The sequence below is a fragment of the Cognatundibacterium griseum genome (assembly GCF_014284195.1).
Lineage (GTDB): Bacteria > Pseudomonadota > Gammaproteobacteria > Burkholderiales > Burkholderiaceae_D > Undibacterium > Undibacterium griseum.
On record NZ_JACOGC010000004.1, the window covers coordinates 259135 to 280197 of the forward strand.

Here is a 21063-nt window from a genome sequence, read left to right on the forward strand (position 1 = left end):
TTATTCGGATAAAAATTTGTTATCAAACGGAACCGCAATTTTGACTTCTTTTTGCGCCGTGTAAAGCTTGCCACCGGCCCGCACAATCAGTTGCACCGTGGTCGTTCCTTTCAGACGGATCTGCGTCTGGATCTCGGCTTCGGTACCGACGGGTATAGTAAATTGTGCAATTGCCGGCGGCACCGCCGTTGCTGCCATCAACAGCATCATCTCTGTTCCGGGCAGCTCACTGCGGATACGAACCGGGATGCGTTCTGGGTCCAGGCTGACTTCCGGTACTTCAATCAGCAACCGGTTACTCGGCTCCGGCGCTTCTTTCTCGGGCAAGTTTCTGAGCGCTTCAGGCACGGTATTGGCTTCAAACAGCTTACGGCTCAAGGCTGCCAATACCGTCTGTGGCAGCATTGCCGCTGCCATCATGGTCAGTCCGGACACCAGGGATAAGCGTCGCAACTTATTCAGCATATACAACTGTCTTTCAATAAATATAATTTACACACTTCTGCTCACGACCTGCCGCTGACCGGCGAAATACCGGGATTTTACCTGTTATTCAGTCGTTAATAAGGGAAATTCAGGGAATCACGCTCACCGCGCCTGATAAGGTTTTGTTTAAATTCCTGTATTTGTGCAACAATTTGTTTTACTGGTCAATCGCACAGTCCCATATAGTAGAATGCGGGCTGCGATTATAAAATCAAATATTTGTCGCTGTTCCGATCAATTACCTCTCTACAACCAGCCTCGTGCCCCCCTGCCCCAGCAATGCGTATATTTAAATCTCTCCTGTGCTTTTTGCGGGCGCCATGGGTCAGTTTGTGGATCAACCGGGAATTGCTGTACCAGCTTTGCAAACGCGATATCAGTGCCAAATATAAGGCGTCGGCACTGGGACTGGCCTGGTCTGTGCTGCTGCCGCTGACAATGCTGGCGATTTACGCCTTCGTTTTTGGTGAAGTATTCAAATCACGCTGGGGCAATGCGCCGCCGCCGCAAACCTGGTCCGAAAGACTGAGTTTTGCCCTGATTCTGTATGCCGGCCTGATGACGTTTAACTGGTTTGCAGAATGTCTGTCCAAAGCACCAACCACGATCCTGCATCACGTGAATTTCGTCAAGCGCGTGATTTTCCCTCTGGATATTCTGCCGGTCATTCCGGTCGTCATCGGAGGATTTCATTTCCTCATCAGCGGTCTGGTGCTGGCGGGGTTCACTGTGGCGTCGCCCGTACCCGTTACCTGGCACTGGCTGCTAACGCCGGTGTTGCTGCTGCCGTTTATTTTTTGCCTCACAGGCATCAGCTGGCTGCTCAGCGCCATCGGCGTGTATTTCCGCGATATGGAGCAGATGATGCCGGCACTGACCAGTGCGCTGATGTTTCTGAGTCCGGTGTTTTATTCAGTGCAGGTACTGCCGGAATTTATCCGTCCCTGGCTGATGGCGAATCCAATGACACTGATAATTGAAACCTTGCGCAATCTGCTGTTCTGGCAGCAGCTGCCTGAGTCTGCCGCACTGGCCGGCCTGTATGGTTTTTCCCTGTTGCTGTTTTATCTGGGTTATTCGTGCTTCACTGTCTTGCGACGGGGGTTCAGCGATGTCCTCTGATGTCATGATTTCCGCCCACGGCATCGGCAAAGCCTATGCCTTGAACGCCAGCCCCTTGCGTCAGATGCTGGCGCAATTCCGGCCATCCCGGCAAATACATGATTTCTGGGCGCTCAGGCCGTTAGACCTGACCGTGCGGCGGGGTGAAGTGATCGGCGTGATCGGACAGAATGGCTCGGGAAAATCAACCTTGTTGCAGCTTTTATGCAATACGCTGAGCCCCAGTTGCGGTACTGTGCAGGTCAATGGCCGGCTGGCGGCATTGCTGGAGCTTGGCGCCGGATTCAACCTGGATTTTACCGGCTGGGAAAATATCCGTTTAAGTGCCGCCCTGTATGGCCTGAGTCTCGCGGAAACCGAACAAAAAATCGAAGCGATCGCGGCTTTTGCGGATATCGGGGATTTTATTGACAAGCCAGTCAAGACTTATTCCAGCGGCATGTTTGTGCGGCTGGCGTTTGCCGTGATTGCCAATATTGATGCGGATATTCTGGTGATTGACGAGGCACTGGCAGTCGGTGATGTCTTTTTTACCCAGAAATGCATGCGTTTTCTGCAGTCTTTTGCGGAAAAAGGCACCATTCTGTTTGTCAGCCATGACAGTGCCAGCGTCGTCAGCCTGTGCAACCGCGCGATTTTGCTGGAGCACGGAACACTGCTGGCCGATGGCGACCCAAAGACCATCACCGAATATTACTTACAAAAACAATATTCCCATCAGCAACCGCAAACGGATCAGACACCGGTAAAAACTGGCGATTCTGCAGTAAATCATGGAGAATTCGGGCTGAAGGGATTATCCGTGCAGGCAGTCAGCGTTCTGGACAGCGGGAGACAGCCGGTGTTTCAGCTGCACGGTGCGACGTCTTTATGTCTGAACATACAGATTACGGCGCATCAGGACACTGCTCATCCGCTGGTCGGTTTCTCCCTGAAAGACAGACTCGGGCAGGTCATGTTTGGCGGCAACTCCGCCGATGCACAAGGTCATTTACCTGCTCTCCAGGCCGGGCAATCATTGCAGGTGGAATTTGATCTGACCGTCCCCGGTCTGACGCTCGGCGATTACATGATCAGCGTTGCCGTCGGGGAAGGGAATGCCAGAAATCATCTGATGCATCACTGGATCCATGATGCCTACGCCCTGCGTTCGACGCTGGCGGTTCAGAGCGGCATGCTGGAAATTCCTGTCGACAGAATGCGTCACCATTTGTTGTCCACATTATGAATACATCAAAAAATAATACGGCGATTCCGGTTGCTGAACGCTATCAGTACGAGATTGATCTTTCTGCCAATACGGCGGCGGCGCAGGTTGTCCGGCTGACCGGTGAGCAGAAGTCGGTGCTGGAGCTCGGCCCCGGGCCAGGCACGATCCTGCGTTATCTGGCGCGGCATCAGCAATGCACCGTCAGTGCGGTAGAGCTGGATCAGGCCTGTGCCGACGCATTGCGGGATGTTTGCCAGACCGTGGTGCAAGGCAATCTCGATCAGTCAGACTGGCTGCAGGCATTTGCCGGACAGCGCTTCGATGTCATCATTGCCGCCGATGTGCTGGAGCATCTGCAGAATCCGTGGCAATGCCTGCGCGATATGCGCAGCCTGTTGACGGCGGATGGTTATGCGGTGATTTCGATCCCGAACGTCGGTCACAATTCGGTACTGGCGTCGCTGATGACAGGGCGTTTTCCTTATCAGTCCCGCGGATTACTGGATCAAACGCATCTGCGTTTTTTTACACGCCATGATTTTGAGCAGGTATTGTTTGAATGCGGCCTGCTGCCCAGCCACTGGTTTGCCATCCAGAAACCCGCTGCCGAAGCCGAGCTGGGACATCACTGGACGACCCTGAATCCAATGCAGCAGCAAATGCTGAATGCCAACCCTTACGGCAACGACTACCAGTATGTCGTGCGGGCGTATGCCAGCACCGAAGCGGGACATATCGCCAAAACGCAAGCGCTGATGGACGACACACATGCCATCAATGTCCGGCAGCAACAGGAAAATGAACGCTTGTCGGGGTTGCTCGAAAATCGTCAGCAATCTTTGGAAAATGCGCATCAAAAAATTGCCGATCTGGTTCGACAGTTTGAATTGCAGGATCACCACTACCTGCAACTGCTGAGTGAAAAAGACCAGTCCTATGCGGCGCTGACAAAGGAATTCCATACGGGGATTGAGCAGCAGCATGCCTTATCTGCGCAAATCGGACTTGAAAAAAACCAGCAACTGGTGCTGCAGCAAGAAATCGAAAAAACCGGTCAGGTGGTGATGGATCTTCAGCAGCAACTGCGGCAGGCCGATGCCAGGATTGAAGAACTCTGGAATTCAACCTCCTGGAAAATCACCAAACCAATCCGTGTGTTGCGAAGGCTGTTTGGCGGTATCTCCGTCCGCGCGCAGTTACGCAATGCTTACCGTGTGATGCCTGCGCCGGTTCAGTCTGTGCTGAATCAGACCGGGATTACGGCTACGCTCAGAAATAATCTGCCGGCAGCGGAATCCGGCCAGAGCTGGGTCTGTGCCGTCGGTACAGCTGCCGGCACCAACCCGTTTGACGGTCTGCTCAATGGCAGCGCTCCGGATGGGGTAGAAGATGTATTTTTCTGGGGCGTGATTGACTGGCATTTCCGCTTCCAGCGCCCGCAACAGCTGGCGATCGGCTTCCATCATCGTCGCCACCGGGTTTTCTACATCAGTTCCGAACTGGTTAACCGGACTGAACCCGGCTACCAGGTTGAAGCGATTGCGGGCATGCACAATGTGTTCCAGATTCGCCTGTACGCAAATTCAGCGCCGCCGATCTATCACCATAGCGCGGACAGCAACCTGCTGCGTCAGTTACAGACCAGCTTTGCAATGCTGTTGCAGGATGCAGGAATCAAAGATCTGATTTCCATCGTTCAGCACCCGTTCTGGCTGCCGATGGCGCGCAGCGCGCCGTCCAGCCGCCTGGTGTACGACTGTATGGATCATCACGAAGGATTTGGGAATTGTCCACCGGACGTGATTGCCGGTGAACGGGCACTGATGGCAGAAGCAGATACCCTGATCGTCACATCGGACTGGCTGTACAACATTGCCAAAGATAAAAATCCGAATACATTTATCGTCAGGAATGCCTGTGAATTCAGGCATTTCAGCCAGCGTCCGGCAGATGTGTATCACGATCCGAAACAAAGAAAAATCCTCGGCTATTTCGGCGCGATTTCAGACTGGTTTGACTGCAGCATCGTGGCAAAACTGGCCGAACACTTTCCGGAATGCCTGATTCTGTTGGTCGGGGCGGATACTTGCGGTGCCGCTAAAAAACTGGCGAAATACGGCAACGTCAAGCTGACAGGCGAAGTTCCGTATCAGCAGCTGCCGCACTATCTGTACGCATTTGATGTCTGCATCCTGCCGTTCCAGATTATTGATCTGACACTGGCAACCAATCCGGTCAAGGTATATGAATACATGTGCTCAGGCAAACCGGTGGTCAGTGTGCAACTGCCGGAACTCGCCAGCATGAAACAGATGGTTTATCTGGCCGACGACAGCCGTCAGTTTATCGCGCATTGCGAACAGGCCTTGCAGGAAGCACCTGATGCGCCGCAACGTCAGCAGCGCATCACTTACGCCAGTGAACAGACCTGGGTACACCGCGCGGAAGAACTGGAAAGCGCCCTGGAGCAAAGCCGCTCACCGCTGGTCAGCATCGTCGTGGTCACCTATAACAACCTGAACCTGACCCAGCTGTGCCTCGCCAGCATTGAAGCAGAAACGACGCACATCCGTTATGAAATCATTATCGTTGACAATGCTTCCAGTGACGGTACCCAGGATTACCTGCAACAATTCGCGGCAGGCAAAGCGCATGTGTCGCTGATTCTGAACGACGACAACACCGGTTTTTCCAAAGCAAACAATCAGGGTCTGGCGCAGGCAAAAGGTGATTATCTGGTCGTCCTGAATAACGACACAGTCGTCACGCGTGGCTGGGCCAGCAGCCTGATTCGTCATTGCCGGAAAAATCCGGAGATCGGTCTGATCGGGCCGGTCACCAACAATATCGGCAATGAGGCAAAAATCGATATTCAGTACGACTCTCTGAACGAGATGCCAACCAAAGCGCGGGAATATACGTTAACCCACCTGGGACAGTCGTTTGATATCCGCACCCTGGCATTTTTCTGCGTCATGATTACCCGCCAAGCCTATGATCAGATCGGCGGACTGGATGAAGCATTTGGGCTGGGATTCTTTGAGGATGATGATTATTGCCGCCGTGCGGAAGCAGCGAAATTCCGTGTTGTCTGCGCTGACGATGTCTTTGTGCATCACAATCTTTCCGCTTCTTTCAACAAGCTGGGGCAAGAGCGCAAACAGGAATTGTTCCTGAAAAATAAAGCAATTTATGAAGCGAAATGGGGAAAGTGGATTCCTCATAGCTACCGTACCTGAAACACTGCCAGATGCGCTGTAAAACAGCGTCAGGCTTTGCGGCAGGCAATTAACGTATCATCTGGCATCCGGCAACCTGCCGGTTCGTTGATTTTGTATATATGAAAAAAAAGATTATCTGTGTTGTGGGAACCCGGCCGGAAGCCATCAAAATGGCGCCGGTCATCCAGCGTCTGCGCCAGGAATCGTGGGCAGACATTCAGGTTCTGGCTACAGCACAACATCGTCAGATGATGGATCAGGTGCTGACGCTGTTCGGCATTACACCCGACCGCGATCTGAATATCATGCAACCGAATCAGACGCTGTCATCGCTGACGGCAAAACTGATTTCCGAACTCGATACCGTGTTTCAGCAGGAACGTCCGGACGCCGTGCTGGCACAGGGAGACACCACGACCGTCATGAGTGTGGCGCTCAGCTGTTTTTATCACCGCATTCCTTTCGGTCATGTAGAAGCCGGTCTGCGTACCGGTGATATCTGGAATCCGTTTCCGGAAGAAATGAACCGGGTGGTTGCCAGCCGGCTGGCGAAGTGGCACTTTGCGCCGACCGGCAGCGCCAAAGCCAATCTGCTGCGCGAAGGTATTCCGGAATCCGACATTGTCGTCACCGGCAACACGGTGATTGATGCACTGCTCGATACAGTGAAGAAAAATCCACAGCCACCTGCTGATCAGGATACCAGCGGCCGCCGCATGATACTGGTGACTTCGCACCGGCGTGAGAATTTTGGCCAGCCGTTTGAAGAAATCTGCAGAGCCATTCTGCATCTGGTCCGGCATAATCCGGATGTGGATGTCCTGTATCCGGTGCACCCGAATCCCAACGTCAAAGACAAAGCCTATGAATTGCTGGGCCAGCATCCGCAGATACGGCTGTGCGAGCCGCTGGAGTATCTGCCGTTTGTAAATGCCATGCAGCAGGCTTATCTGATTCTGAGCGATTCCGGCGGTGTGCAGGAAGAAGCGCCAGCGCTTGCCAAACCGGTGCTGGTCCTGCGCAGCGAAACCGAAAGACCGGAAGCCGTGACTGAAGGCGTCGTCAAGCTGGTGGGTACGGATTTCGATACCATCGTCCGGGAAGCGCAACAGTTACTGGATGATCCGCTGTATTACCGCCAGATCGCACGCGGCGTCTCTCCTTATGGCGATGGCCTCGCCAGCGACCGGATTGCCCGGACACTGAAAGACAGTTTGCTGAGCTAGTCATGCGTTTAATTTATTTTGCCCCGGTTCCCTACATGAGTTACTGGCAGCGACCGCACTTTATGATCCGGTCACTGCTGGGCAGGACTTATCGGGAAATATACTGGATTGATCCGACAATCACCCGTCTTCCCAGATGGTCGGATCTGCGCCGTCCGGAAGCAAAAAAAGAACATCTGACAGCAGAACCGCTGCTCAAAGGGCTGCATGTCCTGAAGCCCGGCGGATTACCGGTGGAGCCCTTACCCGGCATCAATCTGGTCAACGATTATTTTTCCTGGCGGCAGATCAAATCCCAGCTCCGGGCGCTGAACGTCGATCAGACATGGGATATCGGCATCGGGCGGCCCAGCCGGCTTGCACTGTGGGCGGTTCGCTCGCTGCCGGTGCGCGCCGCCTTTATGGATGTGATGGATGATTTTCCTGCCTTTTATCAGGGCCTGTCCCGTGCTTCGATGAAGCGTACCGAAAATGCCTTGCTGGAGCAGTGCGATTATTTTTTTTGCAGTGAACAATCCCTGATCGGCAAACTGCAGCAATCCGGCTTACGCAAACCGGTCAATCTGGTTCCCAACGGTTATGACATGCAAAGACTGCCGGCCATCAGCAGCAGCCCGAAAAGCAATACCATCGGCTTTGTCGGCACCATCGCCGGCTGGTTTGACTGGAAGATCGTGATTGAAATGGCAAAGGCATTGCCGCACGTGAATATCCGGCTGATCGGCCCGCGTGTCGGCCATGTCCCCCTGCATTTGCCCACGAACATTGAGTTGCTGCCGCCCTGCCTGGTAGCCGATGCAATCCGGCACAGCCAGGAATTCAAGGTCGGCCTGATTCCGTTCCTGAACAACCAGCTGACCGAATCCGTTGATCCGATCAAATATTATGAATTACGGGCGCTCGGTGTGCCGGTCTGGTCCACCGCGTTTGGCAGCATGAAAAACCGTCTGCAGGAGCAGGGGGTCAGCCATATTCACAGCGGCGCCGACTGGCAGAAACTCTGGGCGTCCTTGCCGACTACCAATCCGGATATGCAGCACATCCAGTCATTCCGGGACAGTCATGACTGGGAACAGCGTTTCAGGGATATTCCGGCCTGGCTGGGACTGGCGTCAGCCAGCCGGGACTGATCCGCTGCAGTGTTACTTACGCTGAAATGCCGTAACGTGTGCGGTAGGCGGCCACTGCAGCTTTGTATTCTTCCAGTTTCCGGTCTCCGCTGCCAGCCGACAGGTAATCGAACAAATCATCCAGATTGCCGATGGAAATCACCGGAATCCCATATTCCTGCACCACCTCCTGCACCGCAGACAAAGGCGACAAGACGCCGTCTTTACCGGCACGTTCCATGCGGTCAAGTGCAATCAGCACCGCTGCCGGAGTTGCGCCAGCGGCGCGGATCATCTCGACCGATTCGCGCACCGAGGTGCCAGCGGAAATCACGTCATCAATAATGACCACTTTACCTTTTAACGGACCGCCGACAATCGTGCCGCCCTCGCCGTGGTCTTTTTTCTCTTTGCGGTTGTAAGCAAATGGAACGTTTCTGCCCCGCGCCGCCAATGCAACCGCTGTGGCGGATGCGAGGGTGATGCCTTTGTATGCAGGACCGAACAGCATGTCAAACCCGACACCGGAATTGAGCAGTGTCTGCGCATAAAAATCAGCCAGTCTGCCAAGATGGGCGCCATCCGTAAATAAGCCGGCATTAAAAAAATAAGGCGAATCGCGCCCGGCTTTGGTAATAAAACTGCCAAAACGGATCACGCCGGCATTGACCGAAAACTCAATAAATTCCTGCCTTAAATTTTTCAACATATACTGTACTCATGATAAAGGTGAACGCTGCACTGACCTGCCCCGGTCTGATCACGGGGAATCGGCGTTTTTTTGGATGGACGTCATTTTACCTGATCACCTCTGGCAGCGGCCTGAATTGCGTGCCAAAGTCCCGCCATAAGACCAGTCCGCCCAGGCAAACCGGGCAATGCAGGACAAATGCCGCGATCAGGCGGCACATCTCCGCAATTTTCATTACAATCAGGAATCCATTGACCTGGCACGCCGCCTGTTGTTCATCATTGATTGCTGACACGCCGGTATGCCGCCATTCCGGTTATTTTTGATCACCTGATAAATCTGCCCCGATTCCCATGACTAAAATTATCTCTGCCAATCTGAACGGTATCCGCTCCGCCGCCAAAAAAGGTTTTTTTGAATGGATGGGGCAGGAGCAGCCTGACTTTGTCTGTGTACAGGAACTGAAAGCGCAGGCACCGGATATGACGGAAGATTTTTTGCGTCCGCACGGCTATCACGGTCATTTTCATTATGCAGAAAAGAAAGGCTATTCAGGTGCTGGCGTGTACAGCAAACGTAAGCCAGATGCGGTGCAGACCGGTTTTGGCAGCGCAGAATTCGATGCTGAAGGGCGTTATGTGCGCTGCGATTTCGGCAACCTGTCCATCATTTCGGTGTACTGTCCGTCCGGTTCTTCATCACCGGAAAGACAGGAAGCCAAATTCCGGTTCATGGATGTTTTTTTCCCTCACCTTGCTGCCTTAATGGCAGAAGGCAGAGAGCTGGTGATTTGCGGGGACTGGAATATCGCGCATCAGGAAATCGATCTGAAAAACTGGAAAAGCAATCAGAAAAATTCCGGCTTTTTGCCAGAGGAACGTCAATGGATGGGGCGTTTATTTGAAGAACTTGGCTGGGTGGATGTGTACCGCCGCCTGCACCCGGATACGACAGGAGATGCTTACACCTGGTGGAGCAACCGCGGACAGGCCTGGGCTAACAATGTGGGGTGGCGGATTGATTACCATGTCGCAACCCCCGGCATTGCCGCCAAAGCACAGTCTGCCGCAATCCATAAAAGCTCGCGCTTCAGCGATCATGCACCTCTGACGATTATCTACGATCACAGCGTATCCATACCGGACGCATGAAACGGTCATCAAGGAACGGATGAAATGACAGTCGGGCAGCATACGGATTTACCGGCAGACCTGCATGTGACACGGCATGGTGCTGCGCTGACGGCGGCACTGGTGCTGGTGACCGGCATGGGCTTTGGCCGTTTTGCATTCACCGGCATTTATCCGGTGATGGTGCAGGATGGTGTTCTGAGCATCGCCGATGGCACGCTGGCTGCCTCGGCCAATTATGCAGGCTATCTGCTCGGTGCACTGGCAGCCATGCGTTCCCGCCCGGTGCATGCACGTCAGTTATGCCTGTGGGCGGTGATATCGACGGTAGTCTGCCTGCTGTTGCTCGCTTTCGTCCGCGCACCGTGGCTGATCATCGGTATCCGCGGTGCCGCAGGCATTGCCAGTGCGCTGGCAATGGTGGGCGCATCTCAGTGGCTGTTGCAGCACCGCGGCCATGTACGCGGCGCACCGGTACTGTATGCCGGTGTCGGTACGGGAATCGCGTTGTCGGCGGAGATTCTCGCGATGGGTCAGTTCTCAGGATGGCACAGCGGGCAATTGTGGGCGCTGCTGGCAGGAACTGCCGGCATATTGTGCATTCTGATCTGGCGCGGCATGGGTACCGCGCATGACAGCACACCGTTACCGGCAACGGCGTCCGGCACAGCGGCGGCACAACAGATCCCGACGCCTGCCAGACTGATTCTGCTGTATGGCCTGGCGGGTTTTGGTTACATCATCACGGCAACTTATCTGCCGCTCTTGGTGCACGACGCGCTGAAGCAGCTCAGCCCTCTGCAGGTATGGGCGCTGTTCGGACTGGGTGCCGCGCCGTCCTGCTTTCTGTGGCATGCAGTGCATGTGCGGCTGGGCACACGTCAGGCGCTATTCCTGAATCTGCTGGTGCAGGCAATGGGAGTCGTCCTGCCCGTCATTTATCCGTCGCCGGCCGGCTATATTGCCAGTGCGTTGCTGGTAGGCGGTACGTTTATGGGCACCGTCACCATCGCGATGCCCGCAGCGCGCCATGTCGCGCATACGGTGCAGATGCCGATGCTTGCCATCATGACGGCAGTCTATGGGCTGGGACAGATTGCCGGGCCGCTGGTCGCCAATGCGCTGTACCAGTACCAGCATTCTTTTTCTGGCTCCCTGCTGGTGGCTGGCGCCGGCTTGCTGGCAGGCGCTGCCTTGTGTCTCCGGATCAGGCCATCCTGAACATTTATCGCTGAACCTTCACCCGCTCCAGATCAATGTCGCTGACGTTCTGGCCACGTTCGCGGATATAGGATTCAAAGGCATCCAGATCACGCCCGACCAACTGACGCTCCGTCCCCTGTTTCAGGATGCTGAAACCATCGCCGCCGTCAGCCAGAAAACTGTTCATGACCACGGTATAGCGCTGTTCCAAATCGAGCGCTTTTCCCGCAATTCTGACTTCCGTGATACGTTGCGTCACCGGCTGCGTCAGCCGCACGGTGTATGTCACGCCATGGGAAACATAGAGTTTCTTCGGGTCTTCCGCCAGACGACCGCCAGCCCATTGCTGCTGCAACACCTGCATGATCTGCGCGCCGGTCAGCTGCATGCTGACAATCTGGTTACCGAAAGGCTGCACCGCATAAATGTCGCCGAAACTGATATGAAAGGGCGCCGCCTGCTGGCCCGATGGCAGGTCGCTGCGGATTCCGCCTTCATTCATCAAAGACAGGTCTGCATGACCCTGATGCCGTGCCGCATGCAACTGCGCGTCCGCAATCAGATTACCAAGCTCACTGTCAAAACGGGTCGCCTCCGAAGAACGCCTTAACGGCCTGGACATGATGACCACCTCGCGCTGCCGTAATGCCGCAGTCTGTGTATTGACCTGACTGACCAGTCTTTGCGCGGCAGCATCGGGGACGATCTGCTGCTGATTAATCAGGTGGTTGACCGCTTCCGCACGCACTACTGCGCCGCTGCGACGATCCAGCGTCAGCGTGGACTCTGTCAGGAACGCGCCATAACTGCGTCCCTGCACCACCAGACGACCGTCAATCTTGCAGGTATAACCCTGATGAGAATGTCCTGAAATTACCAGACTGACCGCTTTGTCCAGTTTTTTGACAATCGGGATAATCGGTCCCTGTAAACCGTCACAACGGTAAGTCGGATCATTTTCCGGTCCCTTGTAAACAGCGCCTTCGTGAATCAGCGCCACAATCGCCTGAACCCCCTGTTGTTTCAGTTCTGGCACATAACGGTTGATCGACTCTGCTTCATCCGCGAAACGCAACCGCCTGACCGCATCGCCGGCAACCAGGTTCGGTACATCCGAGGTGACCGCACCGACAAAGCCAACCTTGATATCGCCTATCTGACGAATCACATACGGTGTCAGCCACGGCACAGACTTGCCTTGTTCAAATACATTGGCACCCAGATATGCATAATCCGCCCCGTGAAAGCCGGCATAAGCGCAACCCGTTGCCGGACATCCGCCCTGCATTTTCCGCATCAGGTCTGCCGTACCGGAATCGAATTCATGGTTACCCACTGCGGTCACCGATAGCTGCATCTGGTTCAGTGCCTCAATCACCGGTTCATCTTTCAGCAAAGCGGATCCCATCGGTGAGGCGCCGATCAGGTCGCCGCCGCCGACCAGGATGCTGGAGGACACCGCCGCTCTGCGCTCTTTGAGTTTCGCAGCCAGATAAGCGTAACCTCCGGCAGGAATTTTCCGCAGCTGACCCGGATTAACCGGATCCGGCTCGCTGGCAAAATAAGGAACCGGCTGCTCGGCCTGAAGATTGCCGTGAAAATCGTTGATGCTGAATATCGTGATCGCCGTTGTCGGCTGCTGATTGGCAGGCGTCGTGCAGGCAGCCAAGATACTCAGGGTCAGCAGCCCGGCAAATTTAAATGAACGTTGCATTTCAAGGTATCCAAAGAAAAAGGTCTGCAACAGCATGTGTTGCAGACCCGAATTAGTACTCCTGCGTTGCTGTGCAGAACATCACACAGCAACATCAGACTGCCGATTAGAAATCTGCAGAGAAGGTCACAGAAGTAAAGCGTGGTGCGCCGAGGTAATAGAACACACCCTTTCCTGCTGCTGTTCCATACGGCTGCGCATTAGTCACATTAAAGCTGGACGGATTCCGGTATTTTTCGTTTGTCAGATTGCTGATGCTCAGACGAACCGTCGGCTTTTTAAACCAGGTGGTATTTGGGAACTGGTAACCCGCATCCAGACCCAGCAGGGTGTAGCCCGGAACCAGTTCGTCATTGGTCATCGTTGCCCACTGGCTGCCAGTGTACTTTGCTTTCAGACGTGTATACCAGACCGCTGTTTCATACTGGGCGCTGAGACCAGCCTTCCAGGTCGGTGTCAGTGTCATCTGCTTGCCGGCAGTTGGCAGAGTTGCTGTCTTGCTGACGACCAGATCGTCCTGGATTTCGCTCTTGGCATAGCCGACCGAGCTGTAGAACGACCAGCCATTGACCGGGGTATTACCCAGTTCGATTTCAAAGCCTTTGGTTTTAACTTTGCCGACACTGGTCAGGCTGCTGGTGTTGCTGACCGGATCGTAAGCAGTTGCCTGACGATCGCGGAAATCCACTGCATAGACCGTGAACTGGCCGGTCAGCTGATCACTCTGGTGACGATAACCAACGTCGAGGTTGTACGATGTTTCTGCTTTCACATCGACGGGCATGCTTGCCTGACCATTCACGATCACGACGTTGCTTGTCGTGGCATAAACGAAGTTAGGCGGTGCCTTCATGTTTTTCGCCAGACTGGCAAACAACTGGTTGTTGTTGTCGATCTGGTAGCGGGCACCCAGTTGCGGCAGCAATTCAGAGTAAGATTTGCTGATGTTGTAGCCGATACCGGCACCTTCGTTCGGCTTGTTGGTGAAGTCACGCTTCATGGTTGGCGCGCGCAGGCCAACGTTCAGTGTGAACTTGTCGTTCAACATGCTGATCGTATCCTGCAAGAAGAACTGATAGCCTGTGCTGATCGTTTTCCAGTCGCGGGACTGATACGGTGTGCCGTCAGGACGCAGGACGCGGCCCTCTTTCAGCCAGATGTCTGCAGCGTTGCCGTTAGCATCGACCAGAACCATCGGGCCAAATTGCTCGTGTGTTGCACGCTCGTACCAGAAACCAGCCAGAACCTGATGGTTTTCAAAGTTGTGGGTAACAGAAGCAGTCACACCAGGACGGTTGGTGCGCGTCACGCTGGCATTCGCAACAATCACTTTATCCAGTGTGTCGCCGTCACCATTCAGATCAACGGTGGCAGTGTTCTTGCCGGTTGCCTGATTCAGGAAACCGCTTTCGGAAACCAGTTTTTGCTGTACGCCGCCATTGCCGTAGCCATACCAGTAGTAAGGAATGATCTTGACGTCGGTGTCCTGACCGATGCGGAATTTCGCGGTGGCAGAAGCAATCACGTTTTCAAACGGATTTTGTGTCAGCTTGTAGAAAGAATCCGCAAACGCCTGGCTAGGATCATTGCCTGCTTTGCCTGGTGTCGGCGCTGCATGGCCGATGAATGTCGTGGAATAGTCGTAGTAGTAACCGTTTTTGTTCAGGTCAGCCAGGTTGAATGTGCTGATGTTCTGATTGATTGCGCGGTTATACAAAATGGTGCCGTTGATCGAATTGAATTTGTCAAAATCCGTACGGAAACCGATATCAACGTGATCACGCTTTGCGCCGCCTTCGCCTTTCCACTTGTCTGCCTGAGCATGCGATGCGGAAATGAAGAAACGGGATTTGCCATCAGACCACAGACCTGTGTCGTAGCGCATGTAAGTCTTGGACAGGTTCAGGCCGCCCAGAGTCTGCATCACGCGGAAACGTTTTTCTTTGGATGGATCGCAGGTAGTGATACCGAAGTTACCGCCGGTTGCGCCGATCTGAGGGGAGTCAACGTCCGTTGAACCCTGTGTCACAAACTGGGTGCAGGTGTTTTCCTGATCGACGAATTCTTGCGGATAAACAGCGAAGTTACCGGAGTCATTGACTGGTACGCCGTTGATCGTGGCGCCGATCTGGTCGCTGTTAAAGCCGCGCAAAGTCAGGCCGCCACCGAACAGGCCGGTTGCGTCGTAGTTGTAGCTATTAACCGCAGGCATCAGTTCCAGCGCTTCATACGCATTGCCGGTAGGACGCTGTTTTGCCAGCTCTTCGGCAGTGATCGTGCTGCGTGCTTTTGGTGCGTTTTCCTGCACCATCAGACCCATACCGACTTTCTTGCCGGTGATGGTGACCTGCTTGGAATCTACCGGATCATTGCTGATCGCGGCTTGTTGTGCGTAAGCGGAAGACATGCCCAGGCAGGCGATCTGGCACGCTACAGCGACCATCGACAAACGCGATGGAAACGCGGACGATTGCTTAGTTTGTTTCATTGACTGCTCCTGATCAGATTACAGAAAAATAAAAATTGCATTAAACCTTGTTGATCATCTCAAGCCTTCAACACGGCTTGATGACATCTCCATCAACACACTTTGTCCGCCAGCTGATCCGGCGCTTCATCGTATTTTCAAAATCACTATTCACAGTGCGTGATGCAGAGCGTTTTCTTTCCTGATCTGGCAGCGCAATCGTTTGCCATACAGAAAGTAAGAAAAACTTACACTGCGCAAACGATTGCTAATGAATGCAAAAAAATGAAGACTGACTTTTTGCGCTTATTTTTTTGGGTGACGCCACCAGTTCAAGGTATTTGTAAAAAAATACTAAACTCAGTGAAGCAATTCTGTGATGTCGTGCTATTAATATACGAAAATAGTCTATCACAGAAAAATTTTTTACATTACAAAGTGTTACAGCCATTTATGAAAGCATGATGACATTAGCCTGAAAATGGCTAAAAACTGTCACAAACAAACCACATAAATAGTTTTTTAATCATTATTTATGCTGTTTTTTTGTTCTTTAAACCATAAATTCTGTTCACTGAGATCGTAATGGAAAAAACGTTCAATGAAAGAAAAGCTGTTTTTTTGCAATCAATCAGCGATTGATATGAAAATTAAACTGTCATTTTTCTTGTCCGCCCATCACCGCGCTGGGCATGCGGGATCAGGGATAAGTGACGGGGGCAATATTACCTGCATTCGTCCGGTAAGCAGGCAGACTGGCCAGATCGGCGCCTTTTGCTCTGGCATACAAAGGCATGACTTCCGGCAGATGCCGGCGTATTTCTGCAATCCGGCTGTTGCCCGCAGGGTGGGTGGACAACCACTGTGGCGGTGAATTTTTATTCACCATCCCCATTTTCTGCCACAAGGCAATACCGGCACGCGGATCGTAACCGGCACGTGCCGCAATATCGAGGCCGACGATGTCCGCCTCAGTTTCATCTTCGCGGGAAAATGCCAGCATACTGACATTCGCCACCCCGCCCGCCACGGTACCCGCCAGATTCGGGTCGTACCCTTTGGCGCCAGCGATAATTTCTGCCAGCTTTACCCCAAAATTAGCGACGGCCGCCTTGCCGGCACGCTCGGCGCCGTGTTCGCGCAAGGCATGGGCAATTTCATGCCCCATGACGATTGCCACTTCATCATCGGTCAGTTTCAGCGTATCCAGTATGCCGGTATAAAACGCGATTTTGCCGCCCGGCATGCAATACGCATTGATCTGTTTTGATCCCAGCAAGTTGATTTCCCATTTCCAGCTGCGCGAACGCTCGTTCCAGCGGTAAGTGTAAGGAATCAGGCGGTTGGCGATCGCGCGCAGGCGGATGACCTGCGGATGATTGTCCGGTCCGAGCGCATGCTGGTTTTCTGCCTGCTGAAGGGTTTGTGAATATTGCAGCGCAGCCTGTTTTTCCAGTGCGCCGGTAGGGGCAAAAATCCGCATCGGCGACATGGCACCGACTTTCACACCATCCTGCTGCGGACTTTGCGCCAATGCGGGCATTCCGCCGAACAGGCCGGCGACGATCAATACGATGATGGAATGTTTCATCATTTCACTCTGACAGTAACGAGACAAAATGCCGGAAAACAAATCACGGCGTCCAATCAGGCAACGCGCTTACGCAGGCGGAATACCGCCAGACTGCCACGCCAGTTCGGCAATACATGGACCGGTTGTCCTTCATGCAGGGCGACGCATTCCATGACCTCCAGACCGACTTCATGCGCCAGATCGGAAAAATCATAGATCGTTGCACAGCGCACGTTGGGCGTATCGTACCACTGGTAAGGCAGCGATTTGGAGACCGGCATTTTCCCGCGCAACAAGGCCGTGCGGTGTGGCCAGTAACCAAAATTCGGGAAAGAGACGATGGCTTCGCGCCCGACCCGGGCAATATCCCGCAGCAAGGGCTCGACATGCTTCATCATCTGCAGCGATGACAGGCACAGTACGGTGTCGAAAGAGTTATTTTCAAACATGCCCAGACCGTTTTCCATGTCCTGCTGAATGACGCTGATATGGCGTTTTGCGCAGGCCAGCACCTTGTCGTCGGCAATTTCGATGCCGTAACCATGACACTGCTTGTCGGTCTGCAGGTAATCCAGCATCACGCCGTCGCCGCAACCGACATCCAGCACCTGGGACTGTGGCCGGATCCAGTCGGCGATGAAAGCGAGGTCCGGACGGAGCTGATTCAATTCGGCGAAATTCATGCTGCTTCTCCCTGCAGTCCGGCATCAATACGGTTGAAATAGGCCGCGACCAGATTCAGGTAGCGGGCATCGTCGAGCAAGAAAGCGTCATGCCCGTGCGGCGCATCGATTTCGGCATAGGACACGGTGCGCCGGTTGCTGACCAGCGCCCGCACAATTTCCCGGCTGCGCTCTGGCGAAAAGCGCCAGTCGGTCGTGAACGATGCCAGCAGAAAACTGGCTTTGGTCTGCGCCAGCGCAGCCGCCAGATCGCCACCGGTATGACGTGCCGGATCAAAATAATCCAGTGCCTTGGTGATCAGCAAATAAGTATTGGCGTCGAAATAATCGGAAAATTTATCGCCCTGGTAGCGCAGGTAGGATTCGATTTCAAAATCGACCCCGTAGCCGAACTGATAATCTCCCGACTTCAGATCGCGGCCGAATTTTTCTGCCATATCGTCATCGGACAGATAAGTGATGTGGCCGATCATGCGCGCCACCCGCAAGCCGCGCCGCGGCACCACGCCATGCGCATAAAAATCACCGCCATGAAAATCCGGATCGGTCAGAATCGCCTGTCTGGCAACGTCGTTAAACGCAATATTCTGCGCCGATAACCTGGGGGTCGAGGCAATCACGACGCAGTGCTGCAGCCGGTCCGGATACAGGATGCTCCATGCCAGTGCCTGCATGCCGCCCAGCGAACCACCCATCACGGCGGCAAACTGGCGGATGACGAGCCGGTCAGCCACGCGCGCCTGGGCATTCACCCAGTCTTCCACCGTCACCACCGGAAAATCCGCGCCATACGGTTTACCGGTAGCCGGATTGGGATGCATCGGTCCGGTGGAACCAAAACAAGAGCCGAGATTATTGATCCCAATGACGAAAAAACGGTTAGTGTCGACCGGTTTACCCGGCCCGACCATGTTGTCCCACCAGCCGATATTTTTAGGCTGATCCGCATAATAGCCGGCGACGTGATGCGAGGCATTCAGCGCGTGGCAGATCAGGACGGCGTTCGATTTATCCGCATTCAGGGTGCCGTAGGTTTCTATCATCAAGGTGTAGCCGGCGATGCTGGCACCGCTCTGCAGCGCCAGCGGCTCATCGAAACGGAGGGCTTGCGGCGTGACAGCGCCGACGGATCCTGCTGAAGTAGACATACACTCTTCCATCGAGAAAACTCTCGTTCAAAAAACTCGGGAAGGCTAAAAGATGGGCTGAATGGGGAAAGGGAAAGCTGCATTCAAGCTCGCTTTAGCCGTATTTATTGCCTGGAGATTCCAGACCGCGCCCGCAAGCTGATTATTCAAATCGGCGCCACAGAGTAAGCATAACCAAGTCCGGCGCAGACGTCAAACCAGCCGCCGGACTTGCTACCGGCACAATGCGCTAATGCAGGGTCTGTCCGGCGGACTCCATCGCCGCCAGCGTCTCGCGGATGACGACAGGATCATAACTGCGCAGAATTTTTTTGACGTGGGGCTGCAAGGCATCAATCCGGGTATTCAGAATGGCCTGCTTCACCTCCGGCAACAAGGCTGCCGGCATCGACAGCTCGCGGAATCCCATTCCGGCCAGCAGGCGGGTCAGGCGCAGGTCGCCAGCCATGCCGCCGCAGATCGAGACCGGGATCTCCGCCTTCTCAGCAGCATTGATGATCATCTGCAACAACTGCAAAATCGCCGGATGCAGGTCGTCGTACAGATGCGCGACTTCATGGTCAGCCCGGTCAATCGCCAGTGTGTACTGGATCAGGTCGTTGGTGCCAATCGAGAGGAAATCCAGTTTTTTCACGAACATCGGCAATGCCAGCGCGGCGGCCGGTACTTCGATCATGGCGCCGACCGGCACTTCCGGATCAAATTCCTTGCCTTCGGCGCTCAGTTCCTGCTTGGCCTGTGCAATCATCGCCAGCGTCTGATCAATTTCAAAATTATGCGCCATCATCGGCACCAGAATCTTGACCGGGCCAAAGGCAGAAGCACGCAACATGGCGCGCAGCTGGGTCAGGAACAACTGCGGCTCGGACAGACAGTAACGGATTGCCCGCAAACCCAGCGCCGGATTGAGGATATTGTGCTCGGTGATGTCGAGCGGCTTATCGGCACCGACATCGAGGGTGCGGATAGTGACGGGACGCCCCTTCATCCCCTGCACGGCGGCGCGGTAAGCGAGGAACTGTTCTTCCTCGCTCGGCAATTTATGCTCCTGACCGCTTCTTTCCATGAACAGGAATTCGGAACGGAATAAGCCGACGCCGCTGGCACCGGCTTCCATCGCCTGCGTGGTATCGGCGGGCAATTCGATATTCGCCAGCAGGGTGATCTCCACGCCGTCTTGCGTGACGGCTGGCGTTTTTTTCAGTTTGCCGAGTTTTTTGCGCTGTTTCTGCAGCAGCGACTGGCGTTCACGGTATTGTTCCAGCACCAGTGTCGGCGGCGCCACGATCACGACGCCGGCGTCGCTGTCGATAATCAGCCAGTCGTCCTGTTCGATCAGCTGGGACGCATTCCCCATGCCGACCACTGCAGGAATCCCGAGACTGCGCGACACAATCGCGGTATGCGAGTTCTGTCCGCCTTCATCGGTGACAAATCCGGAAAAAGCGACGTCGCGGAACTGCATCATGTCCGCCGGAGAGATGTCGCGCGCCACCACGATCATGTTGGCGCTGCGTTCGTCGATGCTGTCGGAGCGGGGCACGGTATCGGCGCTGTCAGTCAGCACCTTCAGCACCCGTTCGGCAACCTGCTGGATATCGGCCTTGCGTTCGCGCAGATAGTCGTCCTCGATTTCATCGAACTGGGCGGATAATTCGTCGACCTGGGTCACCAGCGCCCATTCGGCGTTGTAATGGCGTGTGCGGATGATATCCAGCGGCGCTTCCGACACCATGGGATCGGACAGGATCAGGGCATGCACATCCAGAAATGCGCCCAGCTCAGTCGGTGCATCCTGCGGTAGATCGGCCCAGATAGTCTGCAGCTCTTTATGCACCTGGGCAATCGCATTTTGCAATCGCAGTACTTCGGCCTCGACCAGTTCCTGCGCGACCAGGTAATGCTTCACGTCCAGCGCGGCAGGCCGCAGCAGATGCGCTCTGCCGATGGCAATGCCACGGGATACCGGAATGCCCTGCAATGTGAATGATGCCATGCCTTGTCTCCCAAAAAGCGGGACTATTCCCGGTTCTCCGGTATCGTTGCCGGAGACTGCCATACAGCGCACCGGCGGTTGATG

The 21063-nt window shown here is 54.4% G+C and carries 15 protein-coding genes; 7 read left to right on the forward strand and 8 right to left on the reverse strand.

Going from position 1 to position 21063, the window contains the following annotated elements; genetic code table 11:
* Window positions 1-465, reverse strand: coding sequence for a thiosulfate oxidation carrier protein SoxY (locus H8K27_RS11735; RefSeq protein WP_186863359.1), 465 nt, complete (start codon window positions 463-465; stop codon window positions 1-3).
* 300 nt (window positions 466-765) lie between these two features.
* Here H8K27_RS11735 and H8K27_RS11740 point away from each other — a divergent pair, with 300 nt between their 5' ends.
* The 5 genes from H8K27_RS11740 (at window position 766) to H8K27_RS11760 (ending at window position 8395) form a co-directional block, all read left to right on the forward strand.
* Window positions 766-1608, forward strand: coding sequence for an ABC transporter permease (locus H8K27_RS11740; RefSeq protein ID WP_186863360.1), 843 nt, complete (start codon window positions 766-768; stop codon window positions 1606-1608).
* A complete protein-coding gene (locus H8K27_RS11745; RefSeq protein WP_186863361.1) occupies window positions 1598-2836 on the forward strand; it encodes an ABC transporter ATP-binding protein in 1239 nt (412 codons plus the stop codon). The genes H8K27_RS11740 and H8K27_RS11745 overlap by 11 nt, the downstream gene beginning before the upstream one ends.
* Window positions 2833-6057 carry a glycosyltransferase gene (locus H8K27_RS11750; RefSeq protein WP_186863362.1) on the forward strand — a complete coding sequence of 1075 codons (3225 nt, stop codon included), beginning with the start codon at window positions 2833-2835 and terminating at the stop codon, window positions 6055-6057. Before H8K27_RS11745 ends, H8K27_RS11750 begins: the two co-directional genes overlap by 4 nt.
* Before the next feature lie 101 nt (window positions 6058-6158).
* The gene (gene wecB / locus H8K27_RS11755) at window positions 6159-7265 is read left to right on the forward strand and encodes a non-hydrolyzing UDP-N-acetylglucosamine 2-epimerase (RefSeq protein WP_186863363.1); all 1107 of its coding nucleotides are present in this window, start codon (window positions 6159-6161) and stop codon (window positions 7263-7265) included.
* A gap of 2 nt (window positions 7266-7267) precedes the next feature.
* Window positions 7268-8395, forward strand: coding sequence for a glycosyltransferase family protein (locus tag H8K27_RS11760; RefSeq protein WP_186863364.1), 1128 nt, complete (start codon window positions 7268-7270; stop codon window positions 8393-8395).
* Between the two features lie 16 nt (window positions 8396-8411).
* On the opposite strand, the gene pyrE is transcribed toward H8K27_RS11760, so the two are convergent.
* Window positions 8412-9080, reverse strand: a complete 669-nt coding sequence (gene pyrE, locus H8K27_RS11765) for an orotate phosphoribosyltransferase (RefSeq protein ID WP_186863466.1) — start codon at window positions 9078-9080, stop codon at window positions 8412-8414.
* Between the two features lie 338 nt (window positions 9081-9418).
* Between pyrE and H8K27_RS11770 the strand changes: the two genes are divergently transcribed.
* Together H8K27_RS11770 and H8K27_RS11775 are read left to right on the forward strand one after the other, a co-directional pair.
* Window positions 9419-10216, forward strand: a complete 798-nt coding sequence (locus tag H8K27_RS11770; protein ID WP_186863365.1) for an exodeoxyribonuclease III — start codon at window positions 9419-9421, stop codon at window positions 10214-10216.
* A 24-nt stretch (window positions 10217-10240) separates the two neighbouring features.
* Complete coding sequence (locus H8K27_RS11775; RefSeq protein ID WP_186863366.1) at window positions 10241-11416, forward strand: YbfB/YjiJ family MFS transporter; 1176 nt, start codon at window positions 10241-10243, stop codon at window positions 11414-11416.
* Window positions 11417-11420: 4 nt separating this feature from the next.
* Here H8K27_RS11775 and H8K27_RS11780 read toward each other — a convergent pair whose 3' ends face one another.
* The 6 genes from H8K27_RS11780 to ptsP all read right to left on the reverse strand — a co-directional run bounded on the left by H8K27_RS11780 (window position 11421) and on the right by ptsP (window position 20979).
* Window positions 11421-13112, reverse strand: a complete 1692-nt coding sequence (locus tag H8K27_RS11780; RefSeq protein ID WP_186863367.1) for a bifunctional metallophosphatase/5'-nucleotidase — start codon at window positions 13110-13112, stop codon at window positions 11421-11423.
* A 106-nt stretch (window positions 13113-13218) separates the two neighbouring features.
* The gene (locus tag H8K27_RS11785) at window positions 13219-15600 is read right to left on the reverse strand and encodes a TonB-dependent receptor (RefSeq protein WP_186863368.1); all 2382 of its coding nucleotides are present in this window, start codon (window positions 15598-15600) and stop codon (window positions 13219-13221) included.
* 679 nt (window positions 15601-16279) lie between these two features.
* Window positions 16280-17173 (reverse strand): M48 family metallopeptidase, encoded by an 894-nt coding sequence (locus tag H8K27_RS11790; protein ID WP_329604387.1) that lies wholly within the window; start codon window positions 17171-17173, stop codon window positions 16280-16282.
* Between the two features lie 53 nt (window positions 17174-17226).
* Window positions 17227-17835, reverse strand: a complete 609-nt coding sequence (gene metW / locus H8K27_RS11795; RefSeq protein ID WP_186863369.1) for a methionine biosynthesis protein MetW — start codon at window positions 17833-17835, stop codon at window positions 17227-17229.
* Entirely contained in the window at window positions 17832-18983 is a 1152-nt protein-coding gene (gene metX, locus H8K27_RS11800; RefSeq protein WP_186863370.1) for a homoserine O-succinyltransferase MetX, read from the reverse strand. Before metX ends, metW begins: the two co-directional genes overlap by 4 nt.
* 229 nt (window positions 18984-19212) lie before the next feature.
* Window positions 19213-20979 (reverse strand): phosphoenolpyruvate--protein phosphotransferase, encoded by a 1767-nt coding sequence (ptsP, locus tag H8K27_RS11805; RefSeq protein WP_186863371.1) that lies wholly within the window; start codon window positions 20977-20979, stop codon window positions 19213-19215.
* Window positions 20980-21063: the final 84 nt, after the last annotated feature.

Excerpts from the sequence above, each read along its gene's own strand:
- ptsP (WP_186863371.1), bottom strand. The coding sequence starts at position 20,979 with ATGGCATCATTCACATTGCAGGGCATTCCGGTATCCCGTGGCATTGCC.
- H8K27_RS11780 (WP_186863367.1), bottom strand. The coding sequence starts at position 13,112 with ATGCAACGTTCATTTAAATTTGCCGGGCTGCTGACCCTGAGTATCTTG.
- H8K27_RS11770 (WP_186863365.1), top strand. The coding sequence starts at position 9,419 with ATGACTAAAATTATCTCTGCCAATCTGAACGGTATCCGCTCCGCCGCC.
- H8K27_RS11740 (WP_186863360.1), top strand. The coding sequence starts at position 766 with ATGCGTATATTTAAATCTCTCCTGTGCTTTTTGCGGGCGCCATGGGTC.
- H8K27_RS11775 (WP_186863366.1), top strand. The coding sequence starts at position 10,241 with ATGACAGTCGGGCAGCATACGGATTTACCGGCAGACCTGCATGTGACA.
- H8K27_RS11745 (WP_186863361.1), top strand. The coding sequence starts at position 1,598 with ATGTCCTCTGATGTCATGATTTCCGCCCACGGCATCGGCAAAGCCTAT.
- H8K27_RS11785 (WP_186863368.1), bottom strand. The coding sequence starts at position 15,600 with ATGAAACAAACTAAGCAATCGTCCGCGTTTCCATCGCGTTTGTCGATG.
- H8K27_RS11735 (WP_186863359.1), bottom strand. The coding sequence starts at position 465 with ATGCTGAATAAGTTGCGACGCTTATCCCTGGTGTCCGGACTGACCATG.
- metW (WP_186863369.1), bottom strand. The coding sequence starts at position 17,835 with ATGAATTTCGCCGAATTGAATCAGCTCCGTCCGGACCTCGCTTTCATC.
- metX (WP_186863370.1), bottom strand. The coding sequence starts at position 18,983 with ATGTCTACTTCAGCAGGATCCGTCGGCGCTGTCACGCCGCAAGCCCTC.
- wecB (WP_186863363.1), top strand. The coding sequence starts at position 6,159 with ATGAAAAAAAAGATTATCTGTGTTGTGGGAACCCGGCCGGAAGCCATC.
- H8K27_RS11760 (WP_186863364.1), top strand. The coding sequence starts at position 7,268 with ATGCGTTTAATTTATTTTGCCCCGGTTCCCTACATGAGTTACTGGCAG.
- H8K27_RS11750 (WP_186863362.1), top strand. The coding sequence starts at position 2,833 with ATGAATACATCAAAAAATAATACGGCGATTCCGGTTGCTGAACGCTAT.
- H8K27_RS11790 (WP_329604387.1), bottom strand. The coding sequence starts at position 17,173 with ATGATGAAACATTCCATCATCGTATTGATCGTCGCCGGCCTGTTCGGC.